Raw genomic sequence first — 22,092 nt, forward strand, 5'->3', positions numbered from 1 at the left:
AAACATGAGGTGCTCACTGTACACCTGTACTATTCCGCGGTCATGTTTCCTTCGCCTCGTGCACAACCAAATTTCTTGGTGAATAATCCGGGTTATTCAACTACATTTCGCGGCAGGTTTTCCGGCAGCCGCACCAGCACCTCGTAGTTCATGTTGTTGGTCATCTCACTGAATGAGGCCACCGTCATCTCCTGCTCTCCCTGGTGCCCGATAATGACAACCTCATCCCCCTTCTTCACGCCGGGGATGTCAGTAATATCGATCGTCAGCAGGTTCATGTTTACCAGCCCCGCTACCGGCGCCCGCTCCCCGTTGATAAGCACGATGCCCACATTGGTCAGGTTCCTGCCAAACCCGTGCGAGTATCCTATCGGTACCGTGGCTATCGTTTGATCGCGGCTGGTCAGGTACACATTGCCGTAGCCGATAAACTCTCCCGCTTCCACGTGCTTTATACTCATAACGCGGCTTTTCCAGCTCAACACCCGCTCCAGGGGATCCACAAACGGGGTTGCGCGGTCCGTATGATTTTTCTTAATAAAGTTCATGTATGTTTCGCGGTTGGGCCAGAAGCCGTACTGCGATATGCCCACGCGCACCATATCCATCCTAGTCTCGGGGTAGTTCAATACTGCAGCCGAGCAGGCGGTGTGCCGGTACCGGCCCTCAATGCCTTTGTCCCGCAGCCAGCCGCAGAGCTTTTCAAACTTCTTAATCTGTTCCGTCACCCGCACATGGTTGCTGACGCTTTCCGCACCGGCATAATGCGTGCAAATTCCTTCAATATTCAGATGTTCAGATTCCTTCAAGAGCGTATCCGTCACTTCCGGGAGCTTGTGTTTTTCCAGGCCGAGCCGGTGCATGCCGGTCTCCAGGTGCAGGTGAATACGCGCCGGTTTGCCCACTTTCCGGGCCGCAGAAACGGCGGCATTCAGGCGGTTGCGTTCGAAGATGAAAAAGGAGATCTCCCGTTCAATAGCCCACTCAATCGCGTTGTTGCTGATCATGCCCATGATCATGATATGGCATTGCTCCGTTGCGGCCTTATATGCGGCTGCGGCTTCATCGGCACTAAACACCGCGAAATACCGGACGCCGCACGCCTCGGCCATCGGCACAAAATGATTGATTCCGTGCCCGTAGGCGTTTCCCTTGATCACGGAACAAAATTTGACATCGGGACCGATCAGATCCCTGAAAAACAAGATATTTTTTTGAAAGGCATTTTTACTGAGTTCTAAATAGGATGGTGCAAGTTCTTCAGGCATAAAGTATCGCTGTTATTGTTCAAATCCTGTAATCTGGTTGAGTATATGGATAAACATGCTGACTCCGGGAGAGATCAACGCATCCGGAAAATCATAGCTGCCGGCATGCAGCGGCGGCTGGTCCACGCCCGCCCCCAACCCGAATATCGCCCCCTTGTAGCGCGAGGTAAATCGTCCAAAATCTTCGGACCAGGCAAACGGAGTCTCCTTTCGGGTCAGTTCGAGTCCTGCCCTGCGGGCCGACTCTTCAATATATGCGTTGCACCCGGCATCGCTCCGGGTGGCTTCAAAACGCTCCGTCCAGCGGGTATCGGCCTGCAGGCCGTATGTTTGTGCAATGTTGCTCACCGTGTCTTCCGCCCGTTCGCAGAGTGCTTCCATCAGCTCATTCTCGTAGGTGCGCAGAGTCGCCCGAAATTCTGCATATCCCGGGGAAGTTCCAAATGCGACCTCGCCGAGCTTCGAATGGATAACAGTCGCCTTGGCGGCCTGGTCCAGCGATGCATAGAACTGGGGAAACGCCGAAAACTGCTGGATGAGGGCTGCCAGCGCCATCGCGGGACTCCTTCCGCGCTCGGGATGTGCAGCGTGTGCGGTTTCTCCCTTCAGGATCACCTCATATCCTCTTGAGGCGGAGGCAAAGACACCATCCCTCAGCAAAACCTGTTTCAGCGGGTAGCCCGGCAGGTTGTGGAGCGCAAAAATAAAATCCGGTTCCACTGCCCGAAATTTGTGGTCGTCAAGAACACGGGCTGCTCCCTGCCCGGTTTCTTCGGCGGGCTGAAACAGCAGGTGTACCTCTCCCGCCCGGGGGTTGTGATCCTGCAGGTAACGCGCAACCCCGGCCACAATCGCCATATGTCCGTCGTGGCCACATTTGTGGGCAACTCCTTCTGTTTTCGACCGGTAGGAAATCTCATTTTCTTCAGGAATCGGCAGGGCGTCCAGCTCGCAGCGGATCATCACACAGGGTCCCTCCCGGCTTCCTTCAAATACGGCTATAATCCCTTCTCCCCCAATACCTTCGAGCAGCCGGTCCGGGGCACAACCCTCGAGCAGCCGCCTGATGCGGTTACTCGTTTTATATTCTTCGCCGGAAAGTTCCGCCAACCGGTGCAACTCGTGGCGCAGCTCCGTAAGTTCTTCTATTGTATTTCCAGCAAGTGTTTCCATCGTTCATCTATTGTATTAAAAAACTTTTGAATTCTTCAGTGGTCGACGTTTTGCCACCCTGAGAATGGCCTGTTTCTGTAAAGCCGTTCGATTATCAATGGAGATAGGTTTTTAAGCCTCCTAAATGTAGTCAGCACTACTCCCGGTTGTGACCGGGTGGTACCACTCGTCTGGGTATTGGAGATTGCAAAAAGATCTGTCAGGTTCCAGTCTACTTCATCCGTTACAGAAAAGTAAGCGCTCAAACCCTGGATTGGGATTGCTTCCATGCAGAAAGAGGATCACACGAATCATGTAACGATACTATTTGCACTACTACTCCGTGGTGATCTTCCACATCGGTGTCATCTGCGTTCCGTTAAACCTGAGTGCCCATAGTTGGCATGGTACCATGCCTTAATAGATATCCCCTACAATCAAACGCGGATCAGGGTATTTTTCAAGTGCCGTTTCAATATTTTCTTCAGCCACCACGCCGGGCATGTCGGCCCGGCCCGGATCTTCGACCGAGAGCTGAAAATGCAGGTGGGGCTCCCATCCGCCATTTTCCCGGTGCGCTCCCACCTCCGCGAACTCCTGTCCTTTTTTAATTTCCTGCCCTTTTTCCAGCCGGTCAAGCGACGCTCTTGCCAGATGCCCATGCAGCGCAAACAGGACCGCCCCATCCAGGCTGTGCCGGGTTACGACGGTGGGACCGTAATCCCCCGGCCGTGCGTTATCTGCGAGATAGGCGATTTCTCCCTCAAAAAAGGCACACACCGGCACCCCTGCCGGCGTCCAAAAGTCGATACCGACATGGATATTCCTGCGGTTTTGATACTGGGGAGCCACGTACATGCCGCGCCGTTTTTCGTTGTAGCGCCCAATACCCCACTTTTCCCGGCGGATCAGCCCGGGATCGTATCCCATCGAGAAGTCGAAAACATACCACTCCCCATCGTATGTTACAACGGGGGCGAACGAAAACCGGGCGGGATCAAAAGGAAGGGATTCCGGGTTCATTCAACAATTTTATCGATATAGTCGGAGTTCATTATGCCGAGCGCCCCCATATATTTCAACCGGAAGCGGATAAAGTCGCCCACCTGGTAGTTATTGCTGTTGTCTCCCACATCGAGAACCAGCATGTCGGAGCTTGCGTCCGCAACCCTGATATCATCGTGCACATTGATCAGGTGGTCGGGATCGATGTCGAGATAACCGATATCCAGTATGGCCCGGTAGGAGGTCTCCCCGTAGGCTTCCTTGTCGATGTCATAGGTTTCGCCCTGGGGATTCGTGCCAAGATCTCCACTGGGAACTTTCGGCTTTTCGGAAATTTCGATGATCTGCGTGTAGAGTTCAAACACCCCTTCGTGCATTCCTGAAATTGTGCCCCCGGTAAACAGGTTTTTGCCGAAAAACAGGGCTTCTCCCACCCGAAAGTGGTTGATGCCGCTGGGCAGGCGGTTTTTTAGCAGCAAAGGAATGGTAACCGTGGTCCCGCCGGATACCAGGGGAATATCGACATCAAATCTCAGTTCAAGAATTTGCTTGTAGAGCGAGAGTTGAATCAGCTTGTCCTCGTCGGGCATGACCCCGTGCATACAGTTTAGATTCGTACCCAGCCCGATGACCTCTACATTCGGCAGTTTAAAAATCTTTTCATAGAAATCGATCAGGTCGTCGCGTACCACACCTTCCCGGAGATCGCCCATCTCAATCATCACAATCACCTTGTGGATCTTGTCCTGCCGGCCGGCCTCCTCCGAAAGCGCGTGCAGGGTGGAGAGCTCCGTATTCAGGCTTACGTCAGCATATCTGACCACCGACTCGATAATATCTTTGGGCGGGGGCTTGATATAGATCGTCAGCGTTTCCGGGTCGATCTCCTTGATCTTTTCCAGGTTGCTGATGCGGGAATCGTGCATCTCCTTGACTCCCAGCTCGGCAACTTCCTTCAAAAATGGGGTATGCCCGCATAACAGCTTCGTCGTTATTCCCCACTTGATGTCGTTCTTCTTGAACAGCTGGTCAAGATAGTTGTAGTTATCGCGCAGTTTATCGCGATATAGCTTGAGGTATGCCATGCTATTTTTTTAGTCTCATTTCGAGATATTTATTGGTAAAACCGTACTTCTTATACAGATGGACAGCGGGGTTGTGTTCCTCAACGTGCAGCGCAATATCTCCATCCGTTGCTTTGATAATTCGCTCCATCAGTTGCGACCCGATACCCTCACCGCGGTATTCGCGATGCACGGCGATATAGACAAGAATATTTTCGGGAATATATCCCTTCATATTGGTCTTGTTAATGATCACCGCCCCGGCAATCTGCCCGTCTTCATGCACAATCAAAATCATTCCGTCCTGCCCGTCCTTATCCCCGTAGGCATAACCGATACAATTTAAAATATGTTGTTTTTCATCCCCAAATTCATCCAGGTGTTCATATAAAAAATCGGCAATTTCTTCACGGCTGAATTCCGTGGGGTTTTTATCATCGGAATAGCTTATATCAAAATTCATTTTATACTTGTGGATTAACGGGTTGTTCATTTCTTTCGGCGGTCTCGGCCTGCTGCGGCGTGCTGCTGTCCGGGAATAAAAGCGATCCGGCAATAAAGGTGACCGCGGAGACAGTGATACCGAAAACGTTGGCATCGAGACCGGCCGGCAGTTGTTCTACAAACACTTCAAGATACACCGTTGTTCCTCCACCTGCCAGCATGGCTATGATAGCCCCGGCACTGCTGCTTTTCTGCCAGTAGAGTGCGCCTACGATCGGCACAAACAGACCTGAAACCATAAAGGCGTAGGAATAGAGCATCAGGTCGAGAACATTTGTCATCGTGGTGGCAATAAAGAGGGCGACAGCCCCAATGATCAGCGTGGTTACCTGCGAGAACCGCAAGAACTGATCCCCTTCGTGATCCACATCTTTAAAATACCCGATAATGTCGGATACAACATTACCTGAAGCCGCCATCAGGCAGCTGTCGGCGGTAGAAAGAATGGCAGAGAAATAGGCTGACATCATGATTCCCATCAGTCCCACCGGCAGCACCGTACGCAGCAGCATGGGCAGCCCGGTCTCCGGGTCGGTCTCCGAAATATTGGCCGCTCCAAGGTAGTCGAACATGCCCTGGGCGGCCGCCACCTTGGCAAAAAGTCCAAGTGATACCCCCATAAAAGCCATCACCGGCCATTCAAAAAGACCTGCAAGGTACCAGGCTCTTTTCGCGGTTTGCTCGTCGTTACAGGCATATATTCGCTGGTAGAGTGTCATCCCCACAAACCAGATCGGGATGATCGTGACCCCCCAGTAAACCACGCGCTGCCAGGTCAGGTTGGTGATGGTCAGCAGGCTGGGATCCACGGAGCGCTGTATCGCTTCCCAGCCCCCCACGGCATAATATGACACCGGGATTCCGATAAATATCAGCCCGGTCATCAGGATGGCCCACTGGATGGTATCGGTGTATATAACCGCTTTCAGTCCCCCCAAAACGGTATAGAGCACGGCAACCGTGCCCATAATGATCAGCGCCGTTTGCAGGTCCAGGTTGGCAAACGTTCCGTTTGCGAGTTTGGCCCCCGCCAGGATCTGGGAACTGGTAAAACCGGCATATCCCACGGCGGAAATGATTCCCGCCACCAGGGCCACGTGGGGATTAAAGTAATACTTAAATACTTCCGGGAACGTGTAGGCCTTGTCAAACACCTTGTTTCCCTTCACCTTGGGAATGAGGAAAACTGCGGCCAACCACGCCCCCACGAGACCCGTAAAGAGCATCCATGATCCCGAGAGCCCCAGTACAAATCCGAGTCCGCCCAAGCCGATCGAAAAGCCTCCGCCTACATCGGTCGCCACCACCGACAGGCCGATATGCAGGCTGTTCATATCGCGTCCGCCTACATAGTAATCATCGGCGCCCTCATTTTTTTGGAAAAAGAAAAATCCAAATCCAAGGAGTCCGATCATGTAAAGGATAAAAATCGTCAGGTCGATCCAATGCATAAGACAGGCAGGTTAAACTAGATCGTTGATGATGAAGAGATGATGTTGGATCATGAGAAAGAAATCCAATGGAATGAGCAGCCACAGGAACCGCGATGAGCGTTGTAACTTCAAGATTCTGTGGATGATTTCAGCAGCTTATGAACGTGTACGATGATTGAGATGCTATTCCGCGTGGGTTTACAAATACGTTTAGAATCAGGCTACTCAAACAGATTTCAGTTGAATTTCCATTAAATATACACCCAGGGAATATGCATCTTCTCAAATAGCATCGGCCGGCAACCAAATCTTACCCGCCGTTAAACCCGGATTGCGGATTTGCAATCGGTCAACCCGCATTGAAGTGACTAAATATACAGGTAACCGACCGCGGATGTCAAACCGGCACCTGGTTCATTTTTCTGAGAAAAGATACTACCACAGCCGCTGCGGCGTGGTATCGTCTCCAACTGCTTTTTTGTGCTCCACTTCGTTGTTTCCACCCGTGTCTTGATGAGATTCTTCCGATTCATAAATTTTCTGATAGGGCGTCGTATGTTGTTCGGACTTTTCCCCGGTTTGCACGGGAGGTTCATTCTGTACTTTCTTTTCATTCTTTTCTGGAGTCCCATTCAGGGGAACAAATTCGGTTTTTTCCCTGTCTTTTTGCTTGAACCGGAAATCCATCCTCAGCCGGCCTTGATGTACCGATCCCTCCTCGATTAAATATTTTTTTGTAGAGATCTCTCCCTGAACTACTGAACCCTGCTTGAGAACAACTCCCTCGTTGGCCTGGACATTTCCCAGAATTTCTCCTTCCAGAACCAGGCGGCCTGTATTCACTTCTCCCTGAAATGCAGTATCCTCATCAAAAAAGATATACCCTTCACTCATTCTAAATACGACCTCCCTGCAAGAATTTAAAGATTTTCAATAATGGCTGCTGTTCTCTTTGCAGAAACAAGATTGTAACCCCTGTTGAATGGAGTCAAACTAAAAAATCCTGCTCGATATTCTATATTAGATTCAGTTAATATTCTTGAATTGAGATTAATATCGGCGGGAACTGACGGGAGGGAGAAAAGTCAAATCCTGTACAATTATCGGCAGCGAGAAGGTGGTCGTATCGACAACATAAAATGCGAGAATCACTGTGAGCGACCTTTGTGAAATCACGTAACGGGCCAAGAGCTATCTACCCATCACGGTGTAAGCCTTTACCAGGGAGACCCTTCCTGCGTTCAGGAGGGCTGGCCGATGTTGTAAAACCGCCACTAATAAAAAAGCCCTGCCTTTTCCGCGGCGCATAGAACGCCTGAGAAAAAGACAGGGCCAAACTCAATCTACTTAAATGTACGTTGGCGGTTAAGGCCGCTTATTCAAGGGTATTTGACGGCTCGGCGGCAGATTGCTTGGATACGCATACAAGCGTATTTGCATTCCCCATGTCAACACCTACGGCTACATCCTCCTGGGCCTGTTTCTGGGTGTTAATACAGTACCCGCGCACCGCCATTGTATGGGGATTGTCAGGGACTATCACATTGAGGACTCCTTCAAACTCAGACTTTATCTGGTTGGTCAGTTCTCCAAAATAAGCTCCGCCCCCTACTACATAGAGCTTGTTGCAGGTTTCAAAGTCGGAATCCTGGAAGGCGTTCATCAGGGCGGGACGGACGATATTACTGTAGTAGGAACGCAACACCTTTTGCTTCAGCGTGGTCAGATCTATGGTACGCTTATTGATATTGATCTTCCCTTTCTGAAAGGCCACATTTAACTGGTGTTCCGTCTTGAACCCGAGGTAGTGATCCTTTTGGAGCTCATCTTCCATCAGGTTGATCGCATAGCGGATACCCCGTGTACTGATCGCGGTACGCCGGATAATTCCGCTCTTTGTACTTACAACTCCCTCGCAGGAGCCGTAGCCCAGGCTGACTACAAAAAAGTCATCGGTTTCGGGAACGTCCCCATGACGCAGCGCAATGATACTGCCGGCCACTTCAGGAACGACAAACACCTGATTTAAATTAACCGAAAGGGCCTGTTTGCCACTGGCCCCGTTCATACGGTATGTAGAACTGTCATATACAATATCAAAGGTTTTGGTCAACCGCTGTTTAGCTGTATTTTGATGCAGCTGGTACATGGCAAAAGGGAAACCCAGCGTCAGAGAAAAGTTGTTGCCGGCTTTCTGCTGCGCCAACAACAGGGCGGCACGAAACAGGAGTTCGAAATCCAGTTCACCTGGCGCACAATTGATTAAACGATGAGGAGACAATCCCTCTTTTAACGCCAAATCCCCGATGATATAGGACTCATCATTGTGTTCAATTTTCAAGCCTTCTAACAGACTGTTGCTTACACCGTTCAATTGAGCTCTTGTAGACTCAAAGACACTCGGAAAAACTGATATATCCATCATGACATCTCCTCTGTATTCGGACTGAGAATCTTTATAGAATGATTTTGTTTAGAATTTTGCAGTGTTAGTATAAGAATTTTTTAACAAAAAGCTACTAGATTTACGCAAAAACCGGATATTTAATACAACGATTTTGGTTATAGATTGCTACATTGCGAGAAAAATGTCCCCTGCACAGACAAAACGATTGTCAGACCTTATTTTTTACAAATCGGCCGTATCATCGTAAATTCAGGTCAATCTAAAAGTAGAACACGTTTTTTATATGAACAGTACGCAACACGCCATTGAACTGGAAAACAAATATGGAGCACATAATTACCATCCCCTCCCGGTAGTGCTGGAACGCGGAGAAGGGGTTTTTGTCTGGGATCCGGAGGGAAACCGGTATTATGACTTCCTGTCTGCGTATTCTGCTGTCAACCAGGGCCACTGCCATCCCAAAATTATTTCTACCCTGAAAGAGCAGGCTGAAAAACTTACGCTCGTTTCCCGGGCTTTTTACAGCAACATGCTGGGACAGTACGAGGAGTACATGCACGACTATTTCGGATATGACAAGCTTCTGCCGATGAATACCGGGGCAGAAGCGGTGGAAACCTCAATCAAGCTGTGCCGTAAATGGGCCTATGAACGAAAGGGGATTGAACCTGACCGTGCCAAAATTTTGGTCGCCGACGGGAACTTCCACGGAAGAACCACCAGCATTATCTCCTTTTCCAATGACCCGCTGGCGCGTGCCAATTTTGGTCCTTATACCCCGGGATTTGAATCGATTCCATATGACGACCTGGATGCACTTGAACGCGCGTTGCAAAATCCCAATGTGGCCGGTTACCTGGTAGAACCGATTCAGGGAGAAGCCGGGGTCGTGGTTCCTTCGGAAGGATACCTCAAAAAAAGTTACCAGCTCTGTAAAAAGAACAACGCCCTGTATATCGCTGATGAAATACAAACCGGTATTGCCAGGACCGGTCAGCTGCTCTGTGTAGACCATGAGGGAGTTCGACCTGATATCGTTATTTTGGGAAAAGCCCTCTCCGGAGGGGCGTATCCCGTATCGGCAGCCCTGGCCGACGACGAGGTGATGGAGTGTATTCGTCCCGGTGAACACGGATCCACTTACGGTGGAAATCCATTGGCGTGCGCCGTTGCGATGGCTGCGCTTGATGTAGTAAAGGAAGAAAACCTGGCAGAAAACGCAACCAGGCTCGGGTCCATCTTTCGTGATGAAATGGAACAACTGATCGGTGAATCGAACCTGGTCAGCAGTGTTCGGGGCAAAGGGCTGCTAAACGCGATGGTCATCAACGACACCCCGGAAAGCAACACAGCCTGGAATATCTGCCTGAAGCTGAAGGAAAACGGTCTTTTGGCCAAGCCGACCCACGGCAACATCATCCGGTTTGCCCCCCCTCTTATAATGACCGAGGAGCAGCTTATGGACTGCATCCGAATTATTAAAAAAACGGTCCTCGACTACGAGCACGCGGCCGTGTCCCAGTAACAATCTGGAAGATCGATTGGGGTGGGTTCGCATTTAAGTTCGGTGCATGTAATCCCCCTCGTGTACCGTTCTGCATACGCATTCACCAGGAAACCAGTTTAACACTGGCCTGCCCCATTCAACAAAAGGGCCTTTTAAAGACTATTCAAATCGTTATGAGCTTGTTGAAGAATTTCCAAATTATGATTTGAGCTTTTAATCAGGGGACTCTCAAAAAGTTAAATTCGCCCTTTTCCCCTTCTCAATCATCGTTCCTGGTTCATTTTTTGTACGGCTAAAAAATGAACTAAAAAAGCCGCTGGGGATGGGTAGATGTTCCCTTTCCCGGGTCGGTTCGGGCCGGTTGTTTTCAAACGCCGGCCGCTTCTCAATTGGTGCGTGCCGCCATTCCCCAGACCCCGAGGGATACTTGCCACCATATTGCCAACCCCAATGCCTAATAGCCGATAACAAATAACCAAACTGCACCTGCGCTTGTCGCTGGCGGCTACAAAAAATCCAGCCTGAATATTCTTCTTATTCGAAATGTACCTTACATAAAAAAAGCGGCTCTCCACCTGTAGCAGAGAGCCGCTTGATTAGTGGCGGGGGCAGGATTCGAACCTGCGACCTTCGGGTTATGAGCCCGATGAGCTACCAGCTGCTCTACCCCGCGATAGAGTTGACAAATGTAAGCTTTACTTGAGCCAATGTCAATATAAAAACGCGTATTCCTTTCCATTTTGTATAAAGCAGCGTTCAACGATTTTTCACTATTTTAAGTTGTGTTAATTCAGCTTAATCAAATGAGAGTTATATGTCATCAGATACACCGGTTACGCCTGAACAAGTTCGTCATATCCTGGGAAAGCACATCCTGGCAGATGGTTACGAAATAGTACTCGACCTTGATCAAAGCCAGGGACTATATCTTATCGACGCAACTACAGGAGAAGCCTATCTCGATTTCTTCAGCTTTTTTGCCTCCAATCCACTGGGAATGAATCATCCCCGCCTCGCAAATGATCAGTTCATTCAAAAGCTGGGAAAAGTAGCTGTAAACAAACCCTCAAACTCGGACATTTATACCGAGGCGATGGCGGAGTTTGTCAACCATTTCGATCGAATTGGTATCCCAGACTACCTGCCCCACACCTTTTTTATCTCGGGTGGAGCGCTGGCGGTCGAGAACGCGCTAAAGGTGGCATTCGACTGGAAAGTCCGTAAAAATTTTGCCAGGGGATACACGACGGAGAAAGGGCACAAAGTTCTCCATCTCGAGCAAGCGTTCCATGGGCGGACGGGATATACCATGTCGTTGACCAATACCGATCCCACCAAAACCAGGTATTTCCCCAAGTTCGACTGGCCCCGCATAGTTGCACCGGCAATGACATACCCCTCCACTGAGGAGCGGATATCCCGGGTAATGGACCTGGAGCAGCAGGCTATTGAACAGGCTCAACGGTATTTCGAAAAATATCCCGACGAGATTGCCGCTATTATCCTTGAACCGATACAGGGGGAAGGTGGAGACAATCACTTCAGGCCGGAATTCCACCGGGCGCTGCGCCGGCTGGCTGATGAGCAGGAAGCCCTGCTTATCTATGACGAGGTGCAGACGGGCGTGGGCATGACCGGCAAATTTTGGGCCCATGAGCATTTTGTGAAGCCCGATATCCTGGCATTTGGCAAAAAAGCCCAGGTGTGCGGCATTCTGGCCAGCCGCCGCGTGGATGAGGTGGAGGAAAATGTATTTAACGTCTCCTCCCGTATTAATTCGACCTGGGGAGGAAATCTAGTGGACATGGTTCGATTCGGGCGTATTCTCCAGGTTATTGAAGAAGAGAACCTGGTGGAACATGCGGCTGAACGTGGTCGCTACCTGCAACAAAAAATTGACGAGCTGGCCGAACGGTATGAACAAGTGACCAATCCACGGGGCAGGGGATTATTTTGCGCTATCGACTTTCCAAACACTGAATTCCGGGACCAGGTTACTTCCCAGTGTTTTAAAAACAAGCTTATGATCCTGGGTTGCGGGACGCGAACCGTGCGATTCCGTCCGCCGCTCACCGTGCAAACCGAGCATATTGATGAGGCGATCAGCATTATAGCAAAATCGCTCGAGGAGGTTATGGCCACCAGTTCCGCAAAGGCTGGTAATCGTTTCTGAGTTGCATTGAAAATCCCTGTTCTCACACCATCTGGTGAGATTCAGGCTGAATTACAATTTCATTTAGTACCGATGGGTCCGGCTGATTCGCCGCGTAATATACCGATTTCGCCACTTCTTCAGGATCAAGCATTTTCTCTTTTTGCACCCTCATATCGACGTTGGAACTGTCCCACAGGGGGGTGGCCACCCCTCCCAGGTACATCAGCGTGAAATTGATGCCGCTGCGGCGATGCTCTTCGACGAGAGATTTTGTAAACCCGGTTACGGCAAATTTGGTAGCGGCATAAACAGACGCATTTTTCATTACATATTTTCCCATCGTGCCGGGAAACATTATCACCTGTCCCCTCTTTTCGGTAGCCATGTGACGTACCACGGTCTGGGTCACCAAAAAGGTTCCGTACACGTTGGTTTCAATAAGATCTTTTGCATCGTCCGGTTTGATATCCAGGAGGGGCTGAATAATGGCCGAACCGAAGGCGTTGACAAGCACATCGATCCCTCCCAGATCGCCCGTAATTTCGCGGACCATGGTGGAAACGGATGCCAGCTCGGTGACTTCAACGCCGATCACATATGCCTCACCTCCGCTGTCATTGATCTGTTTTGCGGTCGACTCAGCCTTTTGCGTATTTCGGGCGGCCAGTACGACTTTTGCCCCGGCACGGCCAAAAACGCGGGCGCATGCACTGCCGATTCCGCCGGATCCCCCGACAACAAGTATGACTTTTCCTTTCATAAAACCTGGATTGTGATCTTTGTTATGCTATCCACTTCCCCATTTGGCAAAGCAATATGAGAATTATTCATTCCTGAATTCGTTTTAGAGAAATCAGTTCATCGCCCCGGGAATAACGCCCTGGTATATTTCACTTATTTCCTCGGCAGAAATATCGATGGCATCGTCGATAACCAGGTTTTCACCGGTTACCGATCCCAGCAGAAACAACGGTATTCCGGCATCAGAAAAGTGGGCCTTGAACGCCTCCAGGTTCTCTTCCGATACTGTTACCACAATCCCCGACTGGGCTTCGGAAAAGAGCTGCTCAACCAGCGAGCCCCGCAGTTCTTTTAGGCTGAGGGAGGCTCCCTTTCCTGAAAATTCAACCATTTCGGCAAGCGCCACGGCCAGTCCGCCGTCAGAGACGTCGTGGGCGGCCGTCACCAGCTGTTTTTTGATGGCAGCCAGCACGCTCTCCTGCAGCGAAGCCTCAAATTCAAGGTCGATATCCGGAGCGTTCCCGGTCGTCATCTCGTGAATAATCCGCAGGTACTCGGAGCCCCCGAGATCTTTGCGATCGGCCCCGAGATAAAACACCAGGTCGCCCTCGGATTTAAACCCCGGGGTCATAGTGTGTCGCTCAAGATCTTCCACCAGCCCCAGCATCCCTATGACGGGCGTCGGGTAGATCGCCGCCTCCGGATTTTCGTTATAGAAACTGACATTCCCACCGGTAACAGGCGTATTAAAGGTGCGGCAGGCCTCACTCATGCCCGCCAGCGCCTCCCTGAAGGTGTAATAAACTTCCGGCTTGTACGGATTTCCGAAATTCAGGCAGTTGGTAATGGCCAGCGGTTTGGCGCCGCTGCAGACTACATTGCGTGCTGCCTCGGCCACTGCAATCTTGCCCCCGCGCCGTGGATTCAGGTACACGTAGCGGCCGTTGCAATCCGTCTTTACGGCCAGACCCTTGTTGGTGCCCTTGACGCGGACCACACCCGAATCGGAGGAACCCGGCCCGTTTACCGTGTTGGTGCGGACCATCGTGTCATACTGCTCGTATACCCACTTTTTAGAGGCTATATTGGAGGAGCCGAGCAGTTTTTCCAGCGTTTGAATATGGTTATCCGGATGCTTGAGCGTGCCGGTATCGAACTTCTGTACTTCATCGAGGTAATCCGGTCGACGGGATTCCCGCACATACTGCGGGGCTCCACCGCCGAGTACCAGGCTGTCGGCCGGGATATCGGCTTTTACCTCCCCGTCTTTGTAGTAGGTCACATTTCCGTTTTCCACCACTTCCCCGATAATTACCGCGTTCAGATCCCACTTTTCGTATACATCAATGACCTCCTGTTCGCGACCTTTCTCAGCTACAATAAGCATGCGCTCCTGGCTTTCGGAAAGAAGCAGTTCGTATGCGGTCATTCCCTTCTCGCGCTGGGGGACCTTGTCCAGGTCGATCTTCATACCGCATTTTCCCTTGGCACTCATCTCGGATGACGAGCAGCTTATTCCCGCCGCTCCCATATCCTGGATGCCGACAATGCCCCCGTTCCTGATCACCTCCAGCGTGGCCTCCAGCAGCAGCTTCTCGGTAAAGGGATCACCTACCTGCACGCTCGGACGCTTGTCCTCGCTCTCCTCGCTTATCTCTTCAGAGGCAAAAGTGGCCCCGTGAATGCCGTCGCGCCCGGTGCTGGACCCCACAATAATAACCGGGTTCCCCGCGCCGCTGGCAATAGCAGAGGCCGTCCGGCCCTCTTTCACGATACCCACGCTCATGGCGTTGACCAGGGGATTCCCCTCGTATTTTTCGTCAAAATATATTTCCCCGCCTACGTTCGGAACGCCAAACGAGTTGCCGTAGTCAGCAATGCCCCGAACCACACCATCGAGTAAAAAGCGGACTCTCGGGTTAGACATCTCCCCGAAACGGAGTGAATTCAGGCTGGCTATCGGGCGGGCTCCCATCGTAAAAATATCGCGGTGAATACCCCCCACGCCGGTCGCGGCTCCCTGGTACGGCTCAATCGCCGAGGGATGGTTGTGGCTCTCAATCTTGAACGCACACGCCAGTCCATCGCCGATATCGACCAGGCCCGCATTTTCTTCGCCGGCTCCGACAAGCAGCTGCGGTCCCTCGTTCGGCAGCTTTTTTATTTCCAGGATGGAGTTTTTGTAGGAGCAGTGCTCGCTCCACATAACGGAATATACGCCCAGTTCCGTAAAGGTCGGCTTCCGGCCCAGAAACTCCTGTATTTTTTCGTATTCCTCTTCATTAAGGCCGTGGTCAATAGCGAGTTCCAGGGTTACTTCCGGTTCAGTTATGGTGTTTTCTGACATCAGGTACGTGTATTAGAAAATTGGAAATTCGAAGTTATTTGTCGGTTCATGAACGGTGCCATCGGGTATATTAACCTGGCGAATGAAACCAGGGCTACAAGTTCAGCAGCTTTTTCAATTCCTCAAAATCATCGAATACAAAATGGGCATCGCGGTGCCGCTCATTTTTGGTATCCTCTTTTTCAGTGTACCAGGCCACATTCCATCCAAACGCCGTGCCTCCGATTACATCAGAGGTATAGGAGTCGCCAATGTACAAAATTTCTTCCGGCTTGTGCCTGGTCAGCGATGTAGCGTGTTCAAATATTTCAGGCTGCGGTTTCAGGTAACCGGTTTCCTCCGAAATCACCAGGTGTCGGGCCGTATCCGCCAGTCCAAACTGTTCGATTTTCTTTTTTTGAGTTTCCGCAAAACCGTTGGTCAGGATACCCACGTCAAACTGCGTGCTAATATGCTTAAACACCGCTTCCGCCCCTCCTGTCCAACTCCAGTGGTTTCGATAGGCTTTCATATAGTAATCACCAACTTCCTCACAGGCAGACTCATCGAGCCTGAGACTCCGCAGCGTTTTTTCAAAACGCAGCCGCTGTAATGTCTTTCGTTCTATCTCGCCCTTGCCATATTCCCGCCACAGGGCGGTGTTGATGCGATGGTAGGTTTCGATGAGTGTATCGGGCGTGGTAATGCTAAAAAAATCGAACTGGTGATATAGATCGTTCAATGCCGCTTTTTCTGCTCCCCGGTGATCTAACAGGGTATCGTCCAGGTCAAAGTAGATGAATTTCGGATCCAAAATAGCGTACGTATTAGATTCTCATTTCCAGTTGGCTAAAATACGTAACTAATGCATTATCATAAAAAATAAATTCCGGGTGATCCTTGCATCAATCTGCTGTTCATTTCGTATATTGTGCTCGAAATTCCAACTGTTAAAAATTTTGAGAGTATCATGAATATTAAAACGTGGATCGGTATTGGCGCTCTCGCCGCCCTGGTATTGTATGGAATCAATATCAACAACAGCCTGGTAGCCCAGGAAGAATCGGTTGACCAGGCCTGGGCCCAGGTTGAAAACCAGTACCAGCGGCGATCGGATCTTATCCCCAACCTGGTGAACACCGTGAAAGGCGCGGCAGACTTTGAACAGGAAACCCTTACCCAGGTAATTGAGGCCCGAAGCAAGGCCACTTCCGTACAGGTAAGTGCAGAAGATCTCAACGACCCCCAAAAAGTGCAGCAGTTCCAGCAGGCCCAGGCACAACTCTCGGGAGCCCTTTCCCGGCTGCTGGTAACTGTCGAAAAGTATCCCGAACTTAAGGCCAATCAAAATTTTCGGGACCTGCAGGTTCAGCTGGAAGGTACAGAAAACCGGATAGCCACCGAACGCAAACGCTACAATGACGCCGTAAGCAGCTACAACACGGCCATCCGGCGCTTCCCGGGCAATATTTTTGCCGGACTTTTGGGATTTGACAACAAAGCATATTTTGAAGCCGACGAGGGAGCCGAGCAGGCACCGGAAGTTAATTTTTAAAATTGCATCTGTTTGGTCATCTCAACCGCCATATGAATTTTACACCTCAAACCACAACTCATGTCTTCTGATCTGTATCTTTCTGACGAACAGGAACAGCATATTATTGAGGCTATAGCGGAAGCCGAGAATCGGACCTCCGGGGAAATTCGGGTTCATATTGAACCCAACTGTGACGGTGATCCGCTGGAGCGGGCGGCCGGGGTTTTCCATGAACTCGGAATGGATGAAACACAGCGTCAAAACGGGGTGCTCATCTATATCGCTGCCGAAGACCACAAGGTGGCAGTATATGCCGGGCGGGGCATCCACAAGCAGGTGGAAGAGGGTTTTTGGGAAGGAGTCCTCAAGCTGTTGGTGGAATATTTTAAAAATGATGACTTTGAACACGGCATCGCTGAGGCTGTAACCAAAGTAGGGACCAAGCTTGCTGATCTCTACCCCGGTACGAAGGGAGATCTCAACGAGCTTTCAGACGAGATCAGCTATCACGAAAACCCAGATGAATAAAATAAAAACAACTAACACAAAACCAGGGATTTACTCCAGTATGATACACAGCATCACCACATCGAAATTTGCTTTAACACTTTGTCTCATTTTCACTGCTTGTTCATTTTCTTTAAATGCGCAAAATAGTAATGCCGACCGGCATCTTTACCAACTAAAAGTATACCACCTGGAAGATTCGGAACAGGAGCAGCAGATAGATGACTATCTGTCCAACGCGTATATCCCCGCACTGCATCGAATGGGGCACCAGCCGGTGGGCGTATTTAAGCCGATTGGACAAGATACCCTTTCCGACAAACGCATTTATGTACTGACAGCATTCGATTCATTCTCTCAGTTTGAATCTCTTGACAACAGGCTTGCAAACGATGACCAATACAAGCAGGCGGGAGCATCCTATATCCAGGCTGCTCATGACTCCCCGCCCTTTACAGAAATTGAGACCGTTTTGTTGCGTGCTTTTTCCCATGCTCCAACCATAGCAAAACCGGAGCTGAACACCCCAAAATCGGAGCGGGTCTACGAGTTGCGCAGTTACGAAAGTGCCACCGAAGCTCTGAACATCAACAAAGTTGAAATGTTTAATGAAGGTGGCGAAATACAGCTGTTTGAGGATCTCGATTTTAATGCCATTTTTTACGGAAATGTGCTGGCCGGCAGCAATATGCCCAACCTGATGTATATGACCTCTTTTAATAACATGCATTCCAGAGATGCCCATTGGGAATCCTTCAGGAATTCTCCCGTCTGGGATCGCATGTCTTCGCTGGAGAAATACCAGAATAATGTATCACATGCAGACATCTATCTTTTAAGGGCAACCGAGTATTCTGACCTTTAATCCCTGTACTGGCAGAGGACTTTTTCAGGACGCAGTATGTTGTCCGGGATTCAGGCCTGAACGAATGGTAACGGCCGATTTTTACTCGTAAATATGAATTTCGATTTTCAAAAATGCCGATATTCGGTAAGCCAACAGCCCTATGAAGTTCTCTGAAATTAACTTTTTGCACGTTATAATCTTCAGTTTATGATGACGCAATCAAGAACAATCGGTTTGTCAATCCTGCTGTTCTGCCTGACGGCCGGTCCGCTATTCGGTCAGGACTTTCCTTTTCCCTCTGAACCGCAGGGACATGTCAACGACTTTGCCGGCATGCTCTCTCAAGCTGAAGTACAACGACTGGAAACCAAGCTGCAAACCTACCGCGATACCACCACCAACGTTATCGCCATAGCAACACTCCCCGACCTGCAGGGGATCTCTGTTGAAGAGGTCTCAACCCAGCTCTTTAATGAATGGCAAATGTGGCATGAAGATCGTTACAATGGAGTGCTGATTGTCATTGCACCCAACGATCGCAGGATGCGCATTGAGGTCGGTTATGGTCTTGAAGGAGCGATTCCCGATGTTATGGCCGGCCGTATTATTCGAGAAATTCTCACTCCAAACTTTCGCAATGGTGACTACTACGGGGGGCTCGACCGCGCCACTTCGGCCATGATCGGGCTGGCTTCTGGTGAATATGAAGGGGAACTGAGCAGCTCCTCCCCGGATGGCGGTATCCTCAACAGTGATCTCGTTGTTTTCCTGCTTTTCCTTGCATTTGTACTGTACGTAACGTCACGCAGGGGCGGCGGCGGAGACAAAGGCCGCAGAAGACGGCGTCACTCCCTCAGTTCCGGTGGTATCATCTGGATGGGAGGCGGTTTCGGCTCCGGTGGAGGCGGAAGCTTTGGCGGAGGAGGCGGATTTGGCGGATTCAGCGGCGGAGGTGGGTTTGGCTCTGGTGGCGGAGGCGCCAGCGGAGGCTGGTAATACTTGCCGCTGGTTGAAATTTGAGACCTATTCAGTGCAAATAGCGGGCCCACACAATCAGGGATTTTTCTGATAGTAGCGCAATCCTGTTTAATACAGATCCAGCTCGAGTAGAGGAAAAAGAGGCCTGGTAAAAGACGATAGCCCATTATTAACTCGTCGAAAGCAGGCTTACACGCCCAATGTATCTTTCCGGGCTGGAGTTGAAGGGGTCTGGGTTTTATACTCATCCAGCGTAAATTCGTCTACTTGTACCACATCTACCCGCGCTTCTTCAGCCCGGCGGACCAGATCAGCCTCCTCTTTGTCGATGATTCCCTTCTCCAGGGCTTCATCTATCACAAAACGGGCCTGCGTCTTCGGGATCTCTTTCTTTTTGGCAGCCTGGTGGAGTTTTTTGTAAACCGGTTCCGCTTGCGTAATTAAATTCAGTGCCTGGTCGTATCGGGCAAGGGTTTCCGACTCATCCTGTGGGATATACATTCCCGCAGTCAAGCGGTCGCGCTGTTCACCTGGCTTCTGCATCGCCTGGGCAAGCTTGTGCCCGAGATTGTCGGACGGTTTTGTGCCGATGCGATTCATGCGGGACCAAAGAGCAACAGGTCCTCTGAAAAGCCAGCTCAGTCCCGGTACCCTGATCTCGCGATATATTTCATCAAACGCTTCCTGGATACGCATAAAGGCGTAATCCATCGACCACTCAAAAAAGATACGATCCTCTTCGCGCCTGCCTTCGGCTTCAAACCTTCGCAATGTTGCCGTTGCCAGGTACATCCAGCTCAATATATCGGCAAACCGACCGCTTATCTTCTCTTTAATTTTGAGCCGGCCTCCGTAAGAACCAAGTGCGATATCGGCAAGAAAAGCAAACGAGGCCGAACTCCACGCCAGCCGCTTGTAATACGTTGCCGCCGGACCATCAACCGGGGAAGAAACAAAGGCGCCCCGCGTCAAACTCAGCACAACCGAACGAGCCCCATTACGCACTACATGCCCGATATGCTTCCAGAAAACATTGTCAAAAGCCTGTGCATCTTTGCGGGTCAGGGCATCGATCTCATCATATGCAAACGGGTGGCAGCGTATGGCACCCTGGCCAAAAATCATCAGGCTGCGCGTCAAAATATTGGCCCCTTCTACCGTAATCGCGATTGGTGTCGCGGTATAGGTGGAGGAAAAAATATTCCGTGGACCCCGTGAAATTCCGGCGCCCCCCTGGATGTCCATTGCATCATTGACGACCTGGCGCCCCAGTTCGGTGAAGTTATATTTCGCTATTGCCGTAATTACCGAGGGTTTTTCACCGATATCCAGTCCTCCACAGGTATAACGACGGGCTCCCTCCAACAGGTAGTTGAACCCGCCAATACGGGCCATCGGCTCCTCAATTCCTTCAAATTTGCCGATATTGATACCGAACTGGTGACGTATGGCCGCATAAGCTCCGATAGCCCGGGTGGCCACCTTGGCGCCTCCCGCACTCTGCGCCGGCAATGAAATACCGCGGCCCACACCGAGCGATTCCATCAGCATGCGCCAGCCGTTCCCGGCCTGTTCCCGGCCGCCGATAATATAGTCGACGGGAATTTCAACATCCTCCCCGTCAACGGGACAATTATAAAACGGCACTCCCATCGGATCGTGACGCCGCCCCAGCCTCACGCCCTCCGTATCGCTGGGAATCAGTGCACAGGTGATGCCCAGGTCCTCTCCCTTGCCCAGCAGGTTTTCAGGATCCCTGAGCTTGAACGCCAACCCGATAACCGTCGATATGGCCGCCAGGGTAATATACCGTTTCCGGAAATTGAGGCGTATTTTAAGTTCACCGTCCTCATCCCTGAATACTTCGCCACCGGAGGTCATCGCGCCGGCATCAGAACCTGCAGTAGGCTCCGTCAATGCGAAGCAGGGGATCTCATCCCCGGTTGCAAGCCGGGGCAGGTAGTGTTCCTTTTGCTCGCTGGTCCCATAGTGCATCAACAGCTCTGCGGGTCCCAGCGAATTGGGGACCATCACGGTGATGGAGAGTGGGCCACACCTTGAGGCCAGCTTTGATATAATTGCGCTGTGGGCGGTCGCAGAAAATTCATGTCCCCCATATTCTTTCGGGATAATGAGTCCAAAGAAACGATGCTCTTTCATAAATGTCCATACCTCATCCGTAAAGCCCTTGCGCACTGACACGTCCCAGTCGTCCACCATCCCGCACAGCTCTTCCACCGGTCCCTCGAGAAACGCCTGCTCCTCTTCGCTTAATTCAGGGTAATCCTCGTTGGCCAGTTTGGACAAGTCGGGCTTGCCGGAAAACAGCTCCCCGTCAATCCATACATTACCGGCTTCAATAGCTGTCCGCTCGGTTTCTGAAATCGTCGGTAAAAAGTTCATTGCATCCAGCAACTTCATAATCGGTGAAGTTACCAGTGCCCGGCGCAGCGGCCTGATGTTAAAAATCAGGCAGAGAACTACATAAACACTCAGTAGCCATACAGGAGCTCCGGCACCGTAGAGTGCCACCAGACCGGAAATAGCCCAGATCCAGAGGGGAGCCCCTATATAGGCGTATAGGATGGCCACTATTAAGCTGACTATTAGTGCCCAAATCGGAAAATGTGAAAAAACGCCAAAAAACTGTTCCATAATATC

General features: G+C 50.7%; 18 protein-coding genes and 1 tRNA gene. 6 read left to right on the forward strand and 13 right to left on the reverse strand.

The features are described 5' to 3' along the window. Nucleotides 1-92: 92 nt before the first annotated feature. From alr to ACG2E4_RS13520, 8 genes are all read right to left on the reverse strand, one after another. Nucleotides 93-1,268 (reverse strand): alanine racemase, encoded by a 1,176-nt coding sequence (alr, locus tag ACG2E4_RS13485; protein ID WP_395276876.1) that lies wholly within the window; start codon nt 1,266-1,268, stop codon nt 93-95. Between the two features lie 12 nt (nt 1,269-1,280). Next, nucleotides 1,281-2,441 (reverse strand): amidohydrolase, encoded by a 1,161-nt coding sequence (locus ACG2E4_RS13490; RefSeq protein ID WP_395276877.1) that lies wholly within the window; start codon nt 2,439-2,441, stop codon nt 1,281-1,283. 396 nt (nt 2,442-2,837) lie between these two features. Beyond that, the gene (locus tag ACG2E4_RS13495; protein WP_395276878.1) at nt 2,838-3,443 is read right to left on the reverse strand and encodes a peptidoglycan DD-metalloendopeptidase family protein; all 606 of its coding nucleotides are present in this window, start codon (nt 3,441-3,443) and stop codon (nt 2,838-2,840) included. Then, nucleotides 3,440-4,510, reverse strand: coding sequence for an alanine racemase (locus ACG2E4_RS13500; protein ID WP_395259171.1), 1,071 nt, complete (start codon nt 4,508-4,510; stop codon nt 3,440-3,442). Before ACG2E4_RS13500 ends, ACG2E4_RS13495 begins: the two co-directional genes overlap by 4 nt. Before the next feature lies 1 nt (nt 4,511). Further along, nucleotides 4,512-4,952, reverse strand: a complete 441-nt coding sequence (locus ACG2E4_RS13505; RefSeq protein ID WP_395276879.1) for a GNAT family N-acetyltransferase — start codon at nt 4,950-4,952, stop codon at nt 4,512-4,514. 1 nt (nt 4,953) lies between these two features. Beyond that, nucleotides 4,954-6,444: a sodium:solute symporter gene (locus ACG2E4_RS13510; protein WP_395276880.1), complete on the reverse strand. Its 1,491-nt coding sequence runs from the start codon at nt 6,442-6,444 to the stop codon at nt 4,954-4,956. Between the two features lie 417 nt (nt 6,445-6,861). Beyond that, on the reverse strand, nt 6,862-7,320 hold the full coding sequence (locus ACG2E4_RS13515) for a polymer-forming cytoskeletal protein (protein ID WP_395259174.1): 459 nt from the start codon (nt 7,318-7,320) through the stop codon (nt 6,862-6,864). 481 nt (nt 7,321-7,801) lie between these two features. Further along, nucleotides 7,802-8,851: a hypothetical protein gene (locus ACG2E4_RS13520; RefSeq protein WP_395259175.1), complete on the reverse strand. Its 1,050-nt coding sequence runs from the start codon at nt 8,849-8,851 to the stop codon at nt 7,802-7,804. A 265-nt stretch (nt 8,852-9,116) separates the two neighbouring features. Here ACG2E4_RS13520 and rocD point away from each other — a divergent pair, with 265 nt between their 5' ends. Next, the gene (gene rocD / locus ACG2E4_RS13525; RefSeq protein WP_395276881.1) at nt 9,117-10,358 is read left to right on the forward strand and encodes an ornithine--oxo-acid transaminase; all 1,242 of its coding nucleotides are present in this window, start codon (nt 9,117-9,119) and stop codon (nt 10,356-10,358) included. Between the two features lie 582 nt (nt 10,359-10,940). On the opposite strand, the gene ACG2E4_RS13530 is transcribed toward rocD, so the two are convergent. Continuing rightward, nucleotides 10,941-11,013, reverse strand: a tRNA-Met gene (locus tag ACG2E4_RS13530). 141 nt (nt 11,014-11,154) lie between these two features. Between ACG2E4_RS13530 and lat the strand changes: the two genes are divergently transcribed. Next, entirely contained in the window at nt 11,155-12,513 is a 1,359-nt protein-coding gene (gene lat, locus ACG2E4_RS13535) for an L-lysine 6-transaminase (protein WP_395259177.1), read from the forward strand. A 22-nt stretch (nt 12,514-12,535) separates the two neighbouring features. Here the strand turns inward: lat and ACG2E4_RS13540 are convergent, their stop codons facing one another. From ACG2E4_RS13540 to ACG2E4_RS13550, 3 genes are all read right to left on the reverse strand, one after another. After that, nucleotides 12,536-13,255 carry an SDR family oxidoreductase gene (locus ACG2E4_RS13540; protein ID WP_395259178.1) on the reverse strand — a complete coding sequence of 240 codons (720 nt, stop codon included), beginning with the start codon at nt 13,253-13,255 and terminating at the stop codon, nt 12,536-12,538. Nucleotides 13,256-13,348: 93 nt separating this feature from the next. Next, nucleotides 13,349-15,583, reverse strand: coding sequence for a phosphoribosylformylglycinamidine synthase subunit PurL (gene purL / locus ACG2E4_RS13545; protein ID WP_395276882.1), 2,235 nt, complete (start codon nt 15,581-15,583; stop codon nt 13,349-13,351). A 94-nt stretch (nt 15,584-15,677) separates the two neighbouring features. Then, nucleotides 15,678-16,376 carry a YjjG family noncanonical pyrimidine nucleotidase gene (locus ACG2E4_RS13550; RefSeq protein ID WP_395259180.1) on the reverse strand — a complete coding sequence of 233 codons (699 nt, stop codon included), beginning with the start codon at nt 16,374-16,376 and terminating at the stop codon, nt 15,678-15,680. A gap of 156 nt (nt 16,377-16,532) precedes the next feature. On the opposite strand from ACG2E4_RS13550, the gene ACG2E4_RS13555 reads away from it, so the two are divergent. The 4 genes from ACG2E4_RS13555 to ACG2E4_RS13570 all read left to right on the forward strand — a co-directional run bounded on the left by ACG2E4_RS13555 (nt 16,533) and on the right by ACG2E4_RS13570 (nt 19,449). Continuing rightward, the gene (locus ACG2E4_RS13555) at nt 16,533-17,117 is read left to right on the forward strand and encodes a LemA family protein (RefSeq protein ID WP_395276883.1); all 585 of its coding nucleotides are present in this window, start codon (nt 16,533-16,535) and stop codon (nt 17,115-17,117) included. A gap of 60 nt (nt 17,118-17,177) precedes the next feature. Then, a complete protein-coding gene (locus ACG2E4_RS13560) occupies nt 17,178-17,627 on the forward strand; it encodes a TPM domain-containing protein (RefSeq protein ID WP_395259182.1) in 450 nt (149 codons plus the stop codon). A gap of 40 nt (nt 17,628-17,667) precedes the next feature. Next, nucleotides 17,668-18,471, forward strand: coding sequence for an NIPSNAP family protein (locus ACG2E4_RS13565; protein ID WP_395276884.1), 804 nt, complete (start codon nt 17,668-17,670; stop codon nt 18,469-18,471). 189 nt (nt 18,472-18,660) lie between these two features. Continuing rightward, the gene (locus ACG2E4_RS13570) at nt 18,661-19,449 is read left to right on the forward strand and encodes a TPM domain-containing protein (RefSeq protein WP_395276885.1); all 789 of its coding nucleotides are present in this window, start codon (nt 18,661-18,663) and stop codon (nt 19,447-19,449) included. 171 nt (nt 19,450-19,620) lie between these two features. Here the strand turns inward: ACG2E4_RS13570 and ACG2E4_RS13575 are convergent, their stop codons facing one another. Continuing rightward, nucleotides 19,621-22,086, reverse strand: a complete 2,466-nt coding sequence (locus tag ACG2E4_RS13575; RefSeq protein WP_395259185.1) for an acyl-CoA dehydrogenase — start codon at nt 22,084-22,086, stop codon at nt 19,621-19,623. Between the last annotated feature and the right edge of the window lie 6 nt (nt 22,087-22,092).

It is taken from the genome of Halalkalibaculum sp. DA384, assembly GCF_043951955.1.
In the GTDB taxonomy this organism is placed as follows: domain Bacteria; phylum Bacteroidota; class Rhodothermia; order Balneolales; family Balneolaceae; genus JAMQKA01.